The organism is Sphingomonas sp. Marseille-Q8236 (assembly GCF_965112005.1).
The window spans coordinates 1354122-1369958 of sequence record NZ_CBCOPO010000001.1 but is presented as its reverse complement, the minus strand read 5'-3'; the positions used below and the strand labels follow the sequence as shown (position 1 = coordinate 1369958).

Genomic DNA, 15837 nt, shown 5'->3' with positions numbered 1-15837 from the left:
TCAATCCCCCTTGGTCAAAATGTGATTCACGCGGGCGAGCGGCTGCATCGGCACCGTCACCAGGCTGATTTCGAGCAGCTCGGCCGACAGGATCGCGCGGGCGGCCCCCTGATGGACGACGCGCGGCCGGTATCCGACCGACAGCCCCGCCACCGCCCCCGAGCGGACCAGCGCCGCCAGTGCCGGGTCGTCGACCACCCCGTCGACCGACAGGCCGATATCGTCCTCCGCCAGCGCGGCGATGCGCCCCATCGGCTCCCCCCGATGCTGCCAGAGCAGCGGCACAGGCTCCGCGCCCGCAAAGGCGCCCCGCCGCATCACGTCGCCCGCTCTGTCCATCCGGTCCCAGATCGCGGCATAGCCGGTGAAGGTCAGGCTCATTTCAGCCAGTCCTCCATCCCCAACCGCATCGCGATCCCCGCCAGCAGCAGCGCGCCCAGCAGCCGGGTCAGCCAACCGACCGCGCTTTTCCACACCGACGACTTGGCCTCCCGCCACGCCGACAGCAGTTCGCGCAATTCGGCGACATCCTCCGCCGCGTCGGCGTCCGAAAGACCCAACCGGGTCAGCGCCCGCGTCGCGCCCAGTTCGCCCGCTTCCTCGGCGACCGCGCGCAGAGTCACCAGGTCCGCCCCGCTATCCGCCGCCTGCGCCAGCAGCCGCGCCAGAACATCGCCGCTCATGACAGGCCGACCCCGGACAGACCTACCATGGCGCGCTTTTCCACCGGATCGAGGAAGTCCGCGCTCGCCGCCATTTGCCACAGCATCTGGCGCTCCTCGGCCAGCGCGGTGACGCGATTCACATCGACCGACAGGCTCGCCCCCTCGAACCAGCCCGCTAGCCCCTGCGACAACCCGCTCAGGATCGCCCCCGCCAGCGGCAGGATCGCCTGGCGCCACAGCGCACGGTTCGCCTCGCGGTAATTGGTATAGGTGTTGTCGCCGGGCAGCCCGAGCAGCATCGGCGGCACCCCGAAGGCCAAAGCGATCTCGCGCGCCGCCGACGACTTGGCGGCGATGAAGTCCAGCTCCGCCGGGGTCAGGCTCATCGCCTGCCATTTCAGCCCGCCTTCGAGCAGCAGCGGCCGCCCCGCATTGCCGCTGCCCGCAAAGCCCTCCATTTCGGCGCGCAGCCGCTCGAACTGGTCGGGGGTCAGGGTCGACCCGTCGCCCGGATCATAGACCAGTGCCCCCGACGGCCGCGCTGCATTGTCGAGCAACGCGCGATTCCACGCCGCCGCCGCATTGTGGATCGCGATCGCCCCCGCCGCCGCGCCCAGGCAGCCCAGCCCATAATGATCGTCGAGCGGGTGGCAGCTTTTCAGATGCACCACGGACGGACGGACCGGATCGACCGGCAGCGTCGTCACCCGCCCCCCGGCACGGTAGAGATAGGCGGCGGGCCAGCCGCTCGCGTCCAGCTCCATCGTCACCCGCTCGGGGCGCAGTGCGAACAGCTCGGCGACCTCCCCCTCGACGTCGCGCAGCACTTGCACATAGGCATTGCCGTGCAGCAGCATATGGGTCGCCACCGTCTCCAGCAGCGCCTGCCCCTCGCTGCGCGCCGCGACCAAGCCGACCAGTTCGGGATGCGAGGCGGTCAGCGGCGCATCGGCCAGCCCGCCCGCGACCATCCGCACCGCGCGCTGCGCCACCGGATTGCGCAGATAGCCTTCGCGTACCTGCGTTTCATAGGATGGCGCCGCCCCCGTCAGCGGCACCCCCGACCGGGCCAAGCCCAGCCCGAGCAAAGGACGCGCGGCCCCCCGCCCGGTCTTGCAACCGAACATCCTCATCGTCGAATCTCCTTTGGCTCCTCCCCGGCACGGGGAGGTGGCAGCGCACAGCGCTGACGGAGGGGGACTTCCCCACGGGACGCCCCCGAGTGGCGATCCCCCTCCACCAGCTTCGCTGGTCCCCCTCCCCGTACCGGGGAGGATCAAGAGCTATAAATTCCGTATCCCCGGCGCACCCCGCCCCGACAGCATCAGCTCGGTCAGCGCCCAGACCAGCGCATCGGCGCGATCCGGCGAGCGGCCCGGCCCGTCATAGGCCCCCGCCACGCCCAGCCCGCACAACTCGTCCTCCAGCGCGGGGAAACCGCGCGAATGCCAGACCCGCCCCTGCGCATAGAGGAACGACACCGGCTCCGCCCGCGCGGCCTTCCCGATCGAGGCATAGACCAGATGCACCGGCAGGGTCGGATCGGCGAGCCGGAGCACGCTTTCGACCATGTCGCCGCCCTGGTTGCGCTCGGCCACCACCCGGTCCGCGCGGTTCCGCCGGGCGCAGCCCGCGACCCGCGCCGCCCAGCCCTCGGGCGACAGCCCCGCCTCGCTCGCGTCCTCGAGCACATAGCCATGCCCGTCGCGCCCCAGCCCGACCGCGACAATCCCGCAGGCGTCGCCGCTGCTGGTCGCGGGCGGATCGACGCCGACCACCACCCGGTCGAGCGCGGGCACCATCTTCGCCCGCTGCCGGTCGAGCAGCGCGCGGGTCCACAGGGCCCCCTCGCGGTCGTCGACCATCTCGCCGTCCAGTTCCTGCCGCCCCAGCCGCGTGTCGCCATATTGCGCCAGCATCGCGTCCTGGAAGCTGTCGGGCAGATGCGCATTGTCGCTGGTCCGCCCGATCGTCTCCACGCAATCGGGCAGCGCCATGACCTTGCGCATCAACGGCGTCGCGCGCGGCGTGGTCGTAACCAGCACGCGGGGACGTTCCCCCAGCCGGAGCGTCATCATCAGATTGTCCCATCCGGCCTCCCCTTCCACTTGCCCAGTTCGTCGCACCACGCCGCATGATGCTGCGGCCCGCGCAGAGCCTCGGGCGCGGCCGCTGAATAGGCGAAACCGATCGCGCCCGATGCGAAATGCACCTGCCCCAGACTGCCGATCCAGCGCGGCCTCTCACCCTTGCGCGCCACCGCCAACAGGCCGCTTTCGCCCCGCACCATCACCCGCTCGACATCGCGAAGGGTCGCCCCCATCAGCGCGATCCGCGCACCCGGATTGTCGCGGGCGAGCGCACTCACCCACTCCGCCCCCGCCCGCGTCTTGCCGAAGCCGCGCCCCGCCCGGATCAGCCAGACCCGCCAGTCGCCCGGTGGCGCGACTTGTCCGTCATGCGCCCATAATTCCCATCGCTCGACCAGCTCGCGCTTCTGCGCCGGGGTCAGCGCCGCCAGCGCCTGCTCCCGCGCCTCCGGTTCCAGCATCGCCAGCGTGGCGAGCCGCGTCGCCGCATCCTCTCTCGCCATCACGCCATCCCCTTCAACCGCCGCCGCGCCAGCCCGTCGAGCGCGCGTTCCAGCGCCGCATCGGTTTCCGCCGCGCTTGCCCGTGCCGCCTCGCTTGCCCCGTCACCGGCATCGGCCAGCGCATCGCGGCGCGCGAGCAGCTTCAGATAAAGTTGCACCTCGGTCGCCAGGAGCGGCGGCGTGATGGAGAGGCCGGCGGTCCCCACACCGGCCTCTCCACCCCCCTCGCCATCCCCATCCTGGGCCCCGACCGCCAACAGGGCGAGCATCCGGCGCAGCAGCCCTTCCTCGACCAGCGCATGTGCCGCACCGATCGCCGCGTCCCAAGCCTCGCCAAAGGCCCGGTCACGCCGCCGGAGCGAACGTGCCGCCGCGAGCGTCTCTCCCACCGCCCGCGCCGCCACGCCCGCATCGGCACTGACCGCCAACGCCTCCAGGAATTGCCGTCGCCGCGCCTGCGTCCACCGCGCGCCCTCCCCGTTCCGGCCATCCCCGCTCCCCCGTAACACCGAGCGCGAACCCGACCGCTCCCTCGGTCGTATCCGCCCTCGATGTTCTCTTTATGTACCGTTTGCAGCGGGGTTTGTATCCAACAAACGAACCAGATGGGTTGGAGGCATAAAAGCGACTTGCCAGACGCGGAACGCATCGGCATTAGGCGTGGCTTCCCGAGAGGGGGCGATTAGCTCAGTTGGTAGAGCGTCTCGTTTACACCGAGAATGTCGGCGGTTCGAGCCCGTCATCGCCCACCATTCCAAACATCACACTGGCACAACCTGATTCTGGGATTGAGCCACGCTATGATGGGATTGGTCTCGGGGGCCTCTGGCGCTTATTCTGCGTGGGGAGGGGAAATAATCGACGTATTGGGAGCTTGACGGGGGCTGGCGATCGACGATGATTCCGTAATGTCAAATCTTGCAGACCTCAGGGCACGGGCACGAATGCAAAGCCCCCTCGTGAAGTTCGTGGAGGAAACCGTCGAACTGCAGGCGACGCAATCGGCCTGGCGTGGAGCATGCCCCTTCCACCCGGACTCCAGCCGTGGTCTCTACGTCATCGACAAACAATTCTTTTGTTTTTCTTGCGGCGCAGGCGGGGACGTGACCGACTGGTGGATGCGCCTCCATCGAGTCGATGAAGAGACCGCAGCAGCATATCTCACGCGAGGCGCATCCGGTGACGGCGCCGGTCGCGACAACGAGCCTTGCTGATCGGACCAGTTGGCCGCTCAGCAAGGCTTCGAATAATGGAAAATACTCTTGGCGTGTCTACAGTACGTCGACACTTCGTCGCCGCCTGGCACTAACGACGCCTAGGTCTGCGGTGACTTGGACGCTACGACCAGCCCAAGCAGGTGCTGCGTGAACGCATTCCCGCCCCGCCGATAGGCCATGCGCCCCCAGTAGTCCCAATGATCGACCCTGGCCGCGATCCAGGCGAACAGGCCATCCCGCACGATCTGGTCGTCGAACGCCAGGGACCAGGTCACCCGCCTCAACGGCATCCTGGCAGGACTTTCGCTCGCCATCGAGGTCAGGGTGATCGCATACGACTGCCCTACCGTCTCGCGCGCGAAGACGTGACGCCGCAAGCCAACCGCGCGCTCGAAATCCTGCAGCGCCTGCTCCCGGTCCCGATCGGATGGATCGCGGACGGCTGCTACCACTGCCGCCATGACGTCCGCGATGGGGCGATCCTCCCACTCCGGATCGCGGGTCGCCATCAGCATCATGAGCACCGACCGACCCTCGGGACTTAGATCGTCCGTCGACCCTCGCTGCAGTAAACCGACGGTACCGAGCCAGCACATGTAGAAAGTCCAGAGAATCATGTTGCCGCGGAAGAGTTCGAACCGCCGTTCGCTTTCACCGCAGTCCGCCACATCGACTGATAGCAGCACACGGAGCAGGAATTCGAGCTGCTCTCGGACGGTGTGGGTGTCGGGGAGGCCCAGCTCGCCCCGCCAGAAGGCGTCACGTACCGACGTCCACTTGTGCCCATCCTCGTCCTCAAAATAGGCGCCGTTGGCTCGCAGCCACCAGCCCCACGGCAGCTCGCCAGGCCGGTGCCGCTCCCGCGCCGTTGCCATCATCCGGCCCTCGGCTCGAGGCCGATGGGCGGGAGCGACGGCCCGTCGCGAGCCGGAATCGGAAGACCGTCGCGGATCGCGGCGAGCTGCGACGCCAGGTTGCGGATCTCGCGCACGACATAGCCGTCGTCACGATACCTGGCCTCGATCCCGGCGCCGATCAGGCTCTGGCGATCGCTCACCCGGCTCGGCGCGATGTCGAAGATGTGGTTGCAGTCGAAACCGAACCACCACTGGCCACCCGCAGCACGGTGATCGGTCGCATGCTGCAGTGGCACCTCGCCAACGACGACATGGCAGATGCGGCGCAATTCGGTGATCAGGCGCCGCTTCGGGTTCGGACCGTCGTCGCAGATGCGCGAGTAGGTCAGGCCACCATGCACGTCGACCCCGAGGCTCGCCGGCACCGCATCATGGTCCCAGCCGAAAAGCGGATGGGTGGACGGCACCCCGACGAAGCCCCGCAGGAAGCCCTCCGGATGTTCGCGCATCATGATGCAATCGAGGCCCGTCGCCTCGTCGACCCACGCGACCTTGTCTGCTTCGCCGAGCCATGGACCGTGGGAGCGTGGCATGGATCCCTTGGCGTAGAAGATCTCGGCTTCCGGCACCACTTCACCGCTCGTCGCGTAGCCGCGGCCGGTGATGCGGACCACGCCCTCCTGACTAACGAATTCGCCGCCCGCCCCGAGAACTTTCGCCAGTTCGACGCTCGGCCCAACCGCATCCGCCAACGCGCCTTCCCCTACCTTCGCGAGCGGCAGCGGTTTCTGCACCGCGATGGCCGTCGACCTGCTCTTCTTCGTGGCCATGATGTTCACCTTTCCTGCTGTGGTTCGATCGATCAGTTGGTCGAGGGGAAGCGCCGCCTCCCGGCGCCTCCGCCTATCGGGTCGTCCCTGGCCGCCCGCCCACAGCACCTCCGCAGCCTGCGGCTGGTCCTCCGCTGACGGTCGACGTGAAGCGCGCGCCTAGCGGCACCGACGAAGACGCTCACAGGAAACGGTCCGCCGCCGTGACCATCTCGAAGCGGGGCGCCATGGCTCTGGCACCGCGCCCCGCGGCGTAGACGGTCGTCGCCAGCCAGAATTCCTCTGCCATGCGCGCGTCATCCGCGATCTCGGTCCACCACGCCCGGCGGTCCGAATCCCATCGATAGCCCCGCGCCTTCAGCACGTCCTTGGCGTCGAAGCTGGCCCCGTCGGCGTACACCATCCAGCTGGGCGCCCTCATGCGGCCGAGCAGTTCCGCGAGTACGGTCGTGCCGTCGTCCGCGCGGTGACGGAGCAGCTGCACGAGGGCGTCGACGTCCGTGGCGGCCCGATGGGGCCGGAAGAAGTATCCGGCCTGCTGGAGCAGGTAGCCGAGGGCCCGGCCATCGAAGCCTCGCCCGCGCCAGTCGACCTGCTGGAAGGAGCAGGCCCAGTCTAGTCCGCGTACGTCCGGCAGACGACGCTCGACATAGGGGCGGTCGAATGCGGCGTGGTGCGCCACGATGCACGATGCCGAGCGGAGCAGACGCGTCGCCTCAGCCTCGTCGATCCGCTGACCGGCGACGTCCTCATTGGTCAGCCCGGTGATCGCGGTCGTCTCCGGCGTCAGCGGGTGGCCCGGATCCTCCGTCCACGAATAGATTGGGCCGATATCGGTGATGACGCCATCGGCATCGAAGCGAAACGGGCGGATCGCCAGTTCGATGATCGCGCCCAAGTGGACGACGGTGCCCGTCGTCTCGACATCGATCGCGACGCCGATGGCGGTGTCAAGATCGTCCCCGTCGCCGGTGGGACCTTCGCGCACGTCGAGCCTGTGCAGGACGCGCGTCTTCTCGTCGCCACCCGCGTTGACGCGGCCGGCCGATGCCTGCTTTTCCATGTCATTCTCCGGTGATCAGGTCGGGCGGTGCCCGGCGGTTACGCGAACCTCAGGCCTCGAGGCGCTGTTCGGTATCGTACGAAAAAGAGGCGTATCGCGGCTCGTCGCTCGCCAGCTCTACCGAACGCAGCAGTTCGGCGACCGCGCCCGGCACGAGAGCAATGGCTAGCGGCGAATAGGGGTGAAAACCTTCGCGAATCTCCGCCAAGTCGATCACATCCTCGCCGAATCTGGCGCGCAGGCGCTGCACGACCTCGGCCGGGTGGCGCGCCACCGAAGCGTGAAAAGCCTGCAGTACGACGCCGTCTCCCTCCCAGGCGATCGTCGCGCAGTAGAGCGACGGCCTCGCCGCCAGCCTGTGCTTTCCGCTGCGACCGCGCTTCGGCCGTGAGAGATGCGGACTGTCGCCGTCACTATCGGGGGCTACGAGCCGGTCGAGCGCGGCGGGATCGGCGTCCACCCCGAGCGAGAGGCCGTGCAGGACAATCGCGCGGACGAAGTGGTCCCGGTCGAGGCACGCCTCGATCGCTGGAGCCCCGTCGAAGATACGTCGGGGCGCAAGCATCCATCCCACCGGATCGATCGGGTTTGCCTCCCGCTGGAAACGGGCACCGGCCTCAGCGGCAACCGTCACGACGCGGCAGAGGGCTCGACGCGTCGTGACGATGGTCTCGTCGCCGGGCATATCGTCATCCAGCGGATCTTCGAAACTAAACTGCGGAACCGGCACCACGGTGCTCGGCACCTTCGACATTACGGTTGCATGCATGGTCATCTCCATGTCCCCCGAATCCTGATCACGTTCCCGTCGCTGTGTGATCTGTTCGGGAACGCGGTTAAGATTGGTGACACCGATTTATATGTCAATAAGTCTGGACATATTGAGATGATTTTGCTGATGAACGCCGCATTAACTATTTTTAGGACCTCAACCACTTGCGATGCAAAAAATGTCTATTAATCTAGAGATATGGACCAAATTTCTGCCATTCAGCTGATGAGTGCCTTGGCCCAACCTACGAGAATGGCGGTGTTTTTCACATTGGCAAAGCATGGGGTGGAAGGGCTACCGGTCGGCGAACTAGCGCGGCTTATGGATACTCCTCCAAACACGATGTCGACCCATCTTTCGATCCTTGCTCGTGCAGGTGCAGTCGTCGCCAACCGGGACGGGCGGGTGGTAAGCTACAAAGTGCTTCCAGCCGCTGTCCGCGACCTCGCGCTATTCCTTGTGATGGGCAGCTGTGGGGGCGCCGAAAACCTAAGCGACAGTTTCGAGACCGCGCTGGACGAAGCATTTGCTGCAAATAGCCACTAGGTGCCGAGAGCATCGGCGTGATAAGTCGGCACGAGCACTGGCGATCGTTACCCGTGGGTATCCACATGCGCGGGGAATGCAATGTATCGATTATGATCGATCGCAGCCTGTAGGTCTGTGCCGTCAATCGCCGACGTCTCAGTGGGAATGATGGGGGTCAGGGCTCGTTGATCTCAGCCAGAGGATGACGGTGGCAGCGAGAGCAACGACGAAAGAGACCGTGGGCCGCGACGATAGCGGGTGGCAACGCGGGACAAGTTTTTAGGCAGCCGAACATGAAGCGATGCGGCAACGACCCCTTCCGCGGCGCTTGTCGTGCCGGACGCTAGTGGCTTAGTTCTAGTGATTTGTCCCTCATGACACACCTGGAAAGTTTCGTCGGCGCATACGCGACGGTTCCGATCGCTCTTTGTCGCTGCATCGGCCGCGATACCTACAGGCCTATCGCTCACCGCTAAAATGAGGGTTATTCCGGTTCGATCGAGGGAATGTCGTAAAAACAAATGAAAGCTGATTTCCCCGAATTTCCTATCAGGAATTAATTTCCTAATACCATCTCGATTGCTAATCCGTATCGTTTCAAGGGGAGGATACATAAATCGATGGCGACGAACGTTCAGCAACTTCCACGAGGAGCCAACGATTCGGGAACAGAAAACGATGGCCGTGGCATCATCCAGGCCAATCGCTCGAGTGAAATCTTCTTTGCCGTCGTAGGGCCCGTCGGCGCCGGAGCTTCACGCGCCAGAGATTCGCTTGACCGGGCCTGTCGCGAAGCAGGCTATAAAGTGGAGACGGTCAAGGTCAGTTCGCTCATCGCACAATGGGGCGAGGCCAACCAATCCCCAGTTCCGGCGAATCTTTCACCGATCGACAAGGTTCGTCATCTGCAAGATCTAGGCGACCGGATGCGTGCCACAGACCCGACCAGGGTCGCTCGCGCAACGCTGGCCAAGATCGCCAGCCTGCGCGCCGCCCGGATCGGCAAGACGTTCACCCAAGGGGATGTCGTCAAGCCGGGGCCTGAGAAGGTAGCCTACATCATCGACTCGATCCGGCATCCGGCGGAGACGAGCCTGTTTCGTCGAACCTATGCCAACGCCTTCGCCCTGGTCGGGGTCGTCTGTGAGGAAAAGGAGAGAAAGAACCGCATTCTGGACAAACTCTTCACCGGCCCTCAACGGCGTGATGCCGACCTGATCGCCGCAGCAGAAGCCTTCATCAGCCGGGATGCTGAAGACGAAAACGCCTCCCATGGCCAGCACGTACGGGATGCATTCTTCGAGGCCGACTTCTTCGTCGACAATACGCTGCAGGACCAGATCGACGAGAAGCAGTTCCTCGACGACCCGCTGGCCCGTCTCGTCAGTATCATCTCCCATGACAAGATAGAGCGGCCGACGATCGAGGAGACCGCCATGCATCATGCGCATTCAGCGCGGGTCCGAAGCGCCTGCCTATCGCGACAGGTCGGCTCCGCACTCGTGGACCGTGATGGTACCGTCGTCGCAACGGGAACGAATGAAGTTCCCCGTGCGGGGGGTGGGGTCTATGGCGAACGACCGCTGCTAGCCGACGAGCCTGATCATCGCTGCGCCTTTCGCGAGACCGCCTTCTGCAGCAGCAACGTCCAGCAGAACAGGATCATCAACGAGCTGATCGATTCGATCGATGAACTCAAGGCCGTGGCCGACCGATCGGCGTTGGTCAGCAAGCTGCGCGGTACCGCAGTGGGGCAGCTCATCGAGTTCAGCCGGGCGGTTCACGCGGAGATGGATGCACTGCTCTCGGCAGGGCGTGAAGGCATATCGACCGTCGGAACACGTCTTTTCGTGACGACGTTTCCATGCCACTATTGCGCCCGTCACGTCGTCAGCGCGGGTGTTTACGAGGTGCAGTTCATCGAACCCTATCCTAAGAGCCTCGCCCTCGACCTCCACCAGGATGCGATCGCGATCGAGGAGCAGGACTGGCTACCGCCGGAGGAGATCGGGATGGCCGAAGCGAAGAGGCGTAAGACCGTGGCCGATCAGACGGAGCGTGCAGCGCCACGAACCGGTCGCGTGCTGTTCCGCCCCTTCGTGGGCGTTGCGCCCCGCCTCTATCTCAGGGCCTTCGAAAAGACGCGTAGATTGAAGGACAAGAATACGGGAGACATGAATATCCAGCCCCCCGAATGGGGAGACGAATGGTCGCCGTTCACCGCGGCCTACCCCGAACTTGAAGCCGTATTGACCAAATCGTTATGAACGTAAGCTATCTCGAGTTTCCCAACCACGTCTCGGACGTTCAGGCCAACATGGCTCATCACGTCGACCATCTCTCGCGCCACGACGACCCCCAGCTCGAACTCGATCTGGGGGATCGGGCCTGTCGCATCATGAAGATCGCAGCCACCGAATCGCTTCACGGTCAGACCCTGTCGGCTCTGATCGACCAGGTTTCCCCCGAATTCGTGCTCGACCTTCGAGACGTCCTGCGCTTCAATCTTCCCGGGCTATCACGGGACGTGTTCTTCCACATGCTTTCCGCTCGCGGCGTCCACTATGCGCGCGTTCCGATCGGTTGGCATAGCATCTCGCCCAAGGCGGTGACGGCGGGCGCTCCCCTGCCTGCGCGCCTTCAGCACGAGGCCATCGAGCGCTGGGGGGGCAATCTGGTCCTTCTGGTGTCGCGCAACGAACATGCCCTTCATACCCAGGCCATGCTGAACATGGCTCTGTCTTCCCATCGCTCCAGAGGGTGGCGGATCGAGCGGGTGTCCTGACGCCTGCCCTGGGGCAACTCGTATGTGTCGCTCCCCAATACGCTGAATTCGAATCTCGGGCATCGTGCACAGGCTAACCATTCGATAGACTGGGAAAAGTTCGAAACGGCCTCATCCGGCATGGTCCTGATGCGACGTTTCCGATAAGACTCTTTTTAGGGACAGGCCGGGGGGCCAAGGTCCGCTTTCGGATGGCGGAATGATCAGGACACGACCTAGCAGCATCTTCGACAGGATCGTCATCTGGTCTTTCGATCGGCCTTTGTCGGGTCTGACGCGATATACTGTCGCAGCCTTGGTGATAGTTCTGGTCGCGGCGGCACGCATCCTGTTCGTGCCCGACGAACTTCCATGGCTGCTGTTCATTCCTGCGGCGATTGGCGTTGCGCTGGTGCTTGGACAGGGAGCCGGGCTGTTTGCCGCCGCGCTGTCCACGGCTGCCGGTGCCCTTTCGATCGGAAGCGCCTCCAACGACTATTGGTTGCCGGAACCGCAGTGGGTGGCGGCAGGCCTCTTCGTCGTGATCCTGACGGGGATGGTCATGCTTGCCGGCGAACTGCGCGAATCCATGCGTCGGTCGGTCTCCCTAAATGCCGAGCTGGTCGAGCGGGAGCGTTCGTCAGCGGAACGCGAGGCCTTCCTGTCCAGCGTCCTTGCGGCGTCGACTGACTGCATCAAGGTCCTGGATCTGGACGGCAACCTGACCTTCATGAGCGAAGGCGGCATGAAGGTGATGGACATCAGCGACTTCAACGCGGTTCGTGGCTGCCCCTGGCCGGAATTCCTCAAGGACGCCGGCTCGGTCCAGGCGCGCGCGGCACTTGATGCGGCAGCCGAGGGGCGTTCGTCGCATTTCGAGGCGGCGGCGGACACCCATATCGGCATTCCCAAATGGTGGTCGGTGTCGGTGTCGCCGATCCCCGGCCCAGATGGTCACCCCGCCCGCGTCCTGTCGGTGTCGCGCGACCACACCGCGCTGCACGAAGCGCGCGAGCAGCAGCAGTTGCTGAACGGCGAACTGAGCCACCGGCTCAAGAATGTCCTGACCCTAGTCCAGTCCATCGCCAATCAGACGCTGCGCGGAGCGCATAGCGTCGAGGACGCTTCGGCCGCCTTCTCATCGAGACTGGCATCGCTCGGACGGGCTACCGACGTTTTGACCACCACCGCCTGGCAGCAGGCGGAGCTTCACGACGTCGTCGATGCCGGCCTGTCGGCCGTGTCCGGCATGAAGGACAGGATCACGATCGATGGCCCACGCATCCGATTGAACTCGCAGGTCGCTCTGGCGTTGACCCTGGCTCTTCACGAACTGGCGACGAACGCGACCAAGTATGGCGCGCTCAGCAAAGACACGGGATCGGTAGCTCTGCGATGGCAGGTGAATGGCAACAACGGAGCTTCCTGCTTCCATCTGATCTGGCAGGAACGGGATGGGCCGCCGGTCGTACGACCGACGCAGCGCGGCTTTGGCTCACGTATGATTGAGCGCTCGCTCGGGGCCTATTTCAGAGGCAGGACGGTACTGGATTTCCCGGCCGAAGGCGTCGTGTTCCGGATCGATGCGCCACTTGGCGACACCGGCGAACTGATCGACAGCTGACATGGGACAGGCCATTCCCCCACGCAGCATCCTCATCGTCGAGGACGAGCCGTTCATTCGCTACGATCTTGTGGACTTCTTCGAAGACCGTGGCTTCAAGGTGTTCGAAGCCGAGGATGCAGAAGAGGCGATCGAAGTGCTCGCCGCGAACGCTTCCGTTCGGATTGTCCTGACCGACGTGCAGATGCCAGGATCCATGGATGGCGTGAAACTCGCCCACTTCGTCCGTGACCGCTATCCGCCGACGATCCTCATCGTCGTTTCGGGCATGGCTAATCCATCTGCGGCCGACCTGCCCGACCGCGCAGTGATCGTGGGAAAGCCGTTCGACCCACGCCATGTCCTGCGCGTGATCGACCACCTTTCGACTTAATGGGTTGCCCCACCCGGCAACTGCCGACCTTCTAAATGCCACACCATCCCGCGAGCGTCAGCGTGGGCGTTCGCCAGACCGCGCGATACGACGCTGCAACGCGACCGACAGCTGGCCAGCCGAATAGGGCTTGCGGAGCAGATCGATGCCTTCGACACCTTCCTGTGCAAGGACATGGCTATAGCCGCTGGCGAGCACGACAGGCATGCCGGGCAGATCCCGCATAAGCCGCTTGGCCAGCTCGACACCGCCCATGCCGGGCATCACGACGTCCGAGAACACGATATCGAAGCCATCGCCGTTGGACCCGAGCCGTTCGAGGGCCTCCTCGGCGCTGGTTACCCACGCAGTCTGATAGCCCATGTCCTCAAGGAGCTGGGTCGCGAACTGGCCGACGCTGATATTGTCCTCGACCACGAGCACGCAGCGGCCCCCTCCGTCGATGTTCTCCTGCTGATCGGCGGACCTCTCTTCCGTGGCAATCGCCGGATCGGCCTGTGGCAGATAGAGGGTGAAGGTCGCCCCCTCTCCGACCAAGCTCGAGACGTCGACGTCGCCGCCGGACTGCTTGGCGAAGCCGAACACCTGGCTGAGGCCCAGGCCGGTGCCTTTCCCCACATCCTTGGTCGTGAAAAAGGGCTCGAAGATGCGCTCCAGGTCCTCGGGTGAAATGCCCGTCCCGGTATCTGTGAGTGATATGGCGACGAAGTGGCCCGTCCCAGGGCCATGACCGCGTATTGAGGGCATCTGCGCATCGCATCGCAGGCGGATCGTGACTGTGCCCTCGCCATTCATCGCATCGCGGGCGTTGACGGCGAGGTTGACCAAGGCCGTCTCGAACTGGCTGACGTCAGCACGCACGCGGCATATGCCGTCCGGGACCTCGAACCGGACGAGCACGCGGCTGCCGGTGATGCTGTCGAGCATGTCGGTGATGGCATCGAGCCGCTGCCCGACCTCGAACACTTCCGGCTCCAACGTCTGCCGGCGGGCGAAGGCGAGAAGCTGACCGGTCAGCTTGGCAGCTCGGTCGGCGGTGTCGCCGATCGCATCGAGATAGCGCTGGCGCTTCTCCGGTGCGACATTGTCCCGACGCAGCAGGTCGACCGAGCCGCGGATGACCGTCAACAGGTTGTTGAAGTCGTGCGCCACCCCGCCGGTGAGCTGGCCGATCGCTTCCATCTTTTGACTTTGACGCAGACGTTCTTCCGCCTCCATCAGTTCAGCCGTCCGATCGGCGACCCGCTGCTCTAGCGTCTCGGTAAGCGTGCGGAGGGCCGCGGTTGCACGGTCGCGGTCCGCTTCCACCGCGCGGCGTTCCTCGACGTCGATCAGCACGCCAGGGAAGCTCTGTGCATTGCCCTCTGGCCCCATATCGACCCGGCCATTCGCCTCGATCCAGTAATAGCGGCCATCGGTTCGACGCACGCGGTACTGGTGCGCATAGGGGCCGCCGCGGGCAATGACGGCTCCGATCGCTTCCGCGAGGCCAGCCTGGTCGTCCGGATGGACGGTGGCGACGATCTGCTCGAGCGGGATGCCCTCGCGACCCAATGCCGGATCCAGTCCGAAGGTATGGGCGAACGCCTCGTCGATCGTGAAGCGATCACCAGGAACATCCCAGTGCCAGGTCCCGATGATGGCACCGGCAGCCAGCGCCAGCTGCACCCGCTCGACATTCTGGCGAGCGATGGCCTCGCTTTCCTTCAGCTTTTCCTGCGCTTCGCGACGCGCGGTGACATCGTTGAACAGGATGGCGATCTGGCGATCGGCGGGGTCGCCGACGCGAACCGTGCGCACGTCGAACCAGCGTCCGAACGCCTCAGCATAGTTTTCGAAATTGGTCGGCTCGCCCGTCCTCGCAACGTGGCCATAGGTCTCGAACCAGAAACGCTCCAGGTCAGGTGCGAACTCAGTGACCCACTTGCCGCGAAGATCGACACCCGACTGCTCGGCGAATGCAGGGTTCGCCTCGAGGAAGCGATAGTCGATCGGCTTGTCGTCAGCGTCGAACTTGACCTCGACGATGGCAAAGGCCGCGTCGATCGTGTCGATGATCGTCTGGAACCGCTCCTGCGCATGTCGGAGGGCAACGCCGCTCAGATGCTCGTGCGTCCGGTCACGCAGCATTTTGACGAAGCCGAGATGTCGATCATCCGCATCGAACAATGGCAGCATCTCGCCCGACGCCCAGAAGCGCTCGCCGTCCTTACGCAGATGCCATCGCTCGTCGGTGGCACGACCGTTCCGGAGGGCCCCTGACATCTCGTATTCGATACGATCGCTTTCGCGGTCTTCCGGCGTGAAGAACCGTTCTGCATCCTGGCCCACCATTTCGTCGGCAGTCCAGCCGAGCACGGTCTGTGCGCCTGGATTCCAGTCGGTGATGATGCCTGACGGGTCGGTGACGATCATCGCAATGTCGATCGCATTTTCGAAAATCGCGCGCTGCCTGGCCTCGCTGGCAGCGAGCGCGATCTGGCTTTCGCGGAGCATGGCGACCAGTTCCCGAGAATCGTTCAGGTCCGCCAAGGCATCGGCAATGTGAAGT

15 protein-coding genes, 1 tRNA gene and 1 pseudogene are annotated in these 15837 nt (G+C 64.8%); 7 read left to right on the top strand and 10 right to left on the bottom strand.

The annotated features are described in order from the left end of the window. The 5 genes and pseudogenes from ACWPWT_RS06585 to ACWPWT_RS06565 all read right to left on the bottom strand — a co-directional run bounded on the left by ACWPWT_RS06585 (window position 1) and on the right by ACWPWT_RS06565 (window position 3767). Window positions 1-381 (bottom strand): HK97 family phage prohead protease, encoded by a 381-nt coding sequence (locus ACWPWT_RS06585; protein WP_454279033.1) that lies wholly within the window; start codon window positions 379-381, stop codon window positions 1-3. After that, window positions 378-683: a DUF6127 family protein gene (locus ACWPWT_RS06580; protein WP_312489446.1), complete on the bottom strand. Its 306-nt coding sequence runs from the start codon at window positions 681-683 to the stop codon at window positions 378-380. Before ACWPWT_RS06580 ends, ACWPWT_RS06585 begins: the two co-directional genes overlap by 4 nt. Beyond that, window positions 680-1798, bottom strand: coding sequence for a phage portal protein (locus ACWPWT_RS06575; RefSeq protein ID WP_454279032.1), 1119 nt, complete (start codon window positions 1796-1798; stop codon window positions 680-682). Before ACWPWT_RS06575 ends, ACWPWT_RS06580 begins: the two co-directional genes overlap by 4 nt. Before the next feature lie 150 nt (window positions 1799-1948). Continuing rightward, window positions 1949-3258: pseudogene (locus ACWPWT_RS06570) on the bottom strand (DNA-packaging protein). Then, complete coding sequence (locus ACWPWT_RS06565) at window positions 3258-3767, bottom strand: hypothetical protein (protein ID WP_454279030.1); 510 nt, start codon at window positions 3765-3767, stop codon at window positions 3258-3260. Before ACWPWT_RS06565 ends, ACWPWT_RS06570 begins: the two are co-directional and overlap by 1 nt. A gap of 167 nt (window positions 3768-3934) precedes the next feature. Here ACWPWT_RS06565 and ACWPWT_RS06560 point away from each other — a divergent pair. Both ACWPWT_RS06560 and ACWPWT_RS06555 read left to right on the top strand, forming a co-directional pair. After that, window positions 3935-4010: transfer RNA gene (locus tag ACWPWT_RS06560), tRNA-Val, on the top strand. Window positions 4011-4202: 192 nt separating this feature from the next. Beyond that, entirely contained in the window at window positions 4203-4472 is a 270-nt protein-coding gene (locus tag ACWPWT_RS06555) for a CHC2 zinc finger domain-containing protein (protein WP_454279029.1), read from the top strand. A gap of 101 nt (window positions 4473-4573) precedes the next feature. On the opposite strand, the gene ACWPWT_RS06550 is transcribed toward ACWPWT_RS06555, so the two are convergent. The 4 genes from ACWPWT_RS06550 to ACWPWT_RS06535 all read right to left on the bottom strand — a co-directional run bounded on the left by ACWPWT_RS06550 (window position 4574) and on the right by ACWPWT_RS06535 (window position 8006). Next, complete coding sequence (locus ACWPWT_RS06550; protein ID WP_454279028.1) at window positions 4574-5353, bottom strand: hypothetical protein; 780 nt, start codon at window positions 5351-5353, stop codon at window positions 4574-4576. Then, window positions 5350-6162: a hypothetical protein gene (locus ACWPWT_RS06545; RefSeq protein ID WP_454279027.1), complete on the bottom strand. Its 813-nt coding sequence runs from the start codon at window positions 6160-6162 to the stop codon at window positions 5350-5352. The genes ACWPWT_RS06550 and ACWPWT_RS06545 overlap by 4 nt, the downstream gene beginning before the upstream one ends. A gap of 181 nt (window positions 6163-6343) precedes the next feature. After that, complete coding sequence (locus tag ACWPWT_RS06540; protein ID WP_454279025.1) at window positions 6344-7225, bottom strand: 3'-5' exonuclease; 882 nt, start codon at window positions 7223-7225, stop codon at window positions 6344-6346. A gap of 49 nt (window positions 7226-7274) precedes the next feature. After that, on the bottom strand, window positions 7275-8006 hold the full coding sequence (locus tag ACWPWT_RS06535) for a hypothetical protein (RefSeq protein WP_454279024.1): 732 nt from the start codon (window positions 8004-8006) through the stop codon (window positions 7275-7277). A gap of 189 nt (window positions 8007-8195) precedes the next feature. Here ACWPWT_RS06535 and ACWPWT_RS06530 point away from each other — a divergent pair, with 189 nt between their 5' ends. The 5 genes from ACWPWT_RS06530 to ACWPWT_RS06510 all read left to right on the top strand — a co-directional run bounded on the left by ACWPWT_RS06530 (window position 8196) and on the right by ACWPWT_RS06510 (window position 13286). Further along, window positions 8196-8543, top strand: coding sequence for an ArsR/SmtB family transcription factor (locus ACWPWT_RS06530; RefSeq protein ID WP_454279023.1), 348 nt, complete (start codon window positions 8196-8198; stop codon window positions 8541-8543). 602 nt (window positions 8544-9145) lie between these two features. Further along, on the top strand, window positions 9146-10792 hold the full coding sequence (locus ACWPWT_RS06525) for an anti-phage dCTP deaminase (protein ID WP_454279022.1): 1647 nt from the start codon (window positions 9146-9148) through the stop codon (window positions 10790-10792). Then, entirely contained in the window at window positions 10789-11310 is a 522-nt protein-coding gene (locus ACWPWT_RS06520; protein ID WP_454279021.1) for a hypothetical protein, read from the top strand. The genes ACWPWT_RS06525 and ACWPWT_RS06520 overlap by 4 nt, the downstream gene beginning before the upstream one ends. A 298-nt stretch (window positions 11311-11608) precedes the next feature. Beyond that, on the top strand, window positions 11609-12913 hold the full coding sequence (locus tag ACWPWT_RS06515) for a sensor histidine kinase (protein WP_294235259.1): 1305 nt from the start codon (window positions 11609-11611) through the stop codon (window positions 12911-12913). A gap of 1 nt (window position 12914) precedes the next feature. Then, window positions 12915-13286, top strand: coding sequence for a response regulator (locus ACWPWT_RS06510; protein WP_454279020.1), 372 nt, complete (start codon window positions 12915-12917; stop codon window positions 13284-13286). Between the two features lie 57 nt (window positions 13287-13343). Here ACWPWT_RS06510 and ACWPWT_RS06505 read toward each other — a convergent pair whose 3' ends face one another. Continuing rightward, window positions 13344-15782, bottom strand: a complete 2439-nt coding sequence (locus ACWPWT_RS06505) for a PAS domain S-box protein (RefSeq protein ID WP_454279019.1) — start codon at window positions 15780-15782, stop codon at window positions 13344-13346. Window positions 15783-15837 lie beyond the last annotated feature (55 nt).

What these genes read in the sequence shown, in the direction of transcription:
- ACWPWT_RS06585 (WP_454279033.1), bottom strand. Translation starts at nt 381, where the DNA reads ATGAGCCTGACCTTCACCGGCTATGCCGCGATCTGGGACCGGATGGAC.
- ACWPWT_RS06580 (WP_312489446.1), bottom strand. Translation starts at nt 683, where the DNA reads ATGAGCGGCGATGTTCTGGCGCGGCTGCTGGCGCAGGCGGCGGATAGC.
- ACWPWT_RS06575 (WP_454279032.1), bottom strand. Translation starts at nt 1,798, where the DNA reads ATGAGGATGTTCGGTTGCAAGACCGGGCGGGGGGCCGCGCGTCCTTTG.
- ACWPWT_RS06555 (WP_454279029.1), top strand. Translation starts at nt 4,203, where the DNA reads ATGCAAAGCCCCCTCGTGAAGTTCGTGGAGGAAACCGTCGAACTGCAG.
- ACWPWT_RS06550 (WP_454279028.1), bottom strand. Translation starts at nt 5,353, where the DNA reads ATGATGGCAACGGCGCGGGAGCGGCACCGGCCTGGCGAGCTGCCGTGG.
- ACWPWT_RS06545 (WP_454279027.1), bottom strand. Translation starts at nt 6,162, where the DNA reads ATGGCCACGAAGAAGAGCAGGTCGACGGCCATCGCGGTGCAGAAACCG.
- ACWPWT_RS06540 (WP_454279025.1), bottom strand. Translation starts at nt 7,225, where the DNA reads ATGGAAAAGCAGGCATCGGCCGGCCGCGTCAACGCGGGTGGCGACGAG.
- ACWPWT_RS06535 (WP_454279024.1), bottom strand. Translation starts at nt 8,006, where the DNA reads ATGGAGATGACCATGCATGCAACCGTAATGTCGAAGGTGCCGAGCACC.
- ACWPWT_RS06530 (WP_454279023.1), top strand. Translation starts at nt 8,196, where the DNA reads ATGGACCAAATTTCTGCCATTCAGCTGATGAGTGCCTTGGCCCAACCT.
- ACWPWT_RS06525 (WP_454279022.1), top strand. Translation starts at nt 9,146, where the DNA reads ATGGCGACGAACGTTCAGCAACTTCCACGAGGAGCCAACGATTCGGGA.
- ACWPWT_RS06520 (WP_454279021.1), top strand. Translation starts at nt 10,789, where the DNA reads ATGAACGTAAGCTATCTCGAGTTTCCCAACCACGTCTCGGACGTTCAG.
- ACWPWT_RS06510 (WP_454279020.1), top strand. Translation starts at nt 12,915, where the DNA reads ATGGGACAGGCCATTCCCCCACGCAGCATCCTCATCGTCGAGGACGAG.
- ACWPWT_RS06505 (WP_454279019.1), bottom strand. Translation starts at nt 15,782, where the DNA reads ATGCTCCGCGAAAGCCAGATCGCGCTCGCTGCCAGCGAGGCCAGGCAG.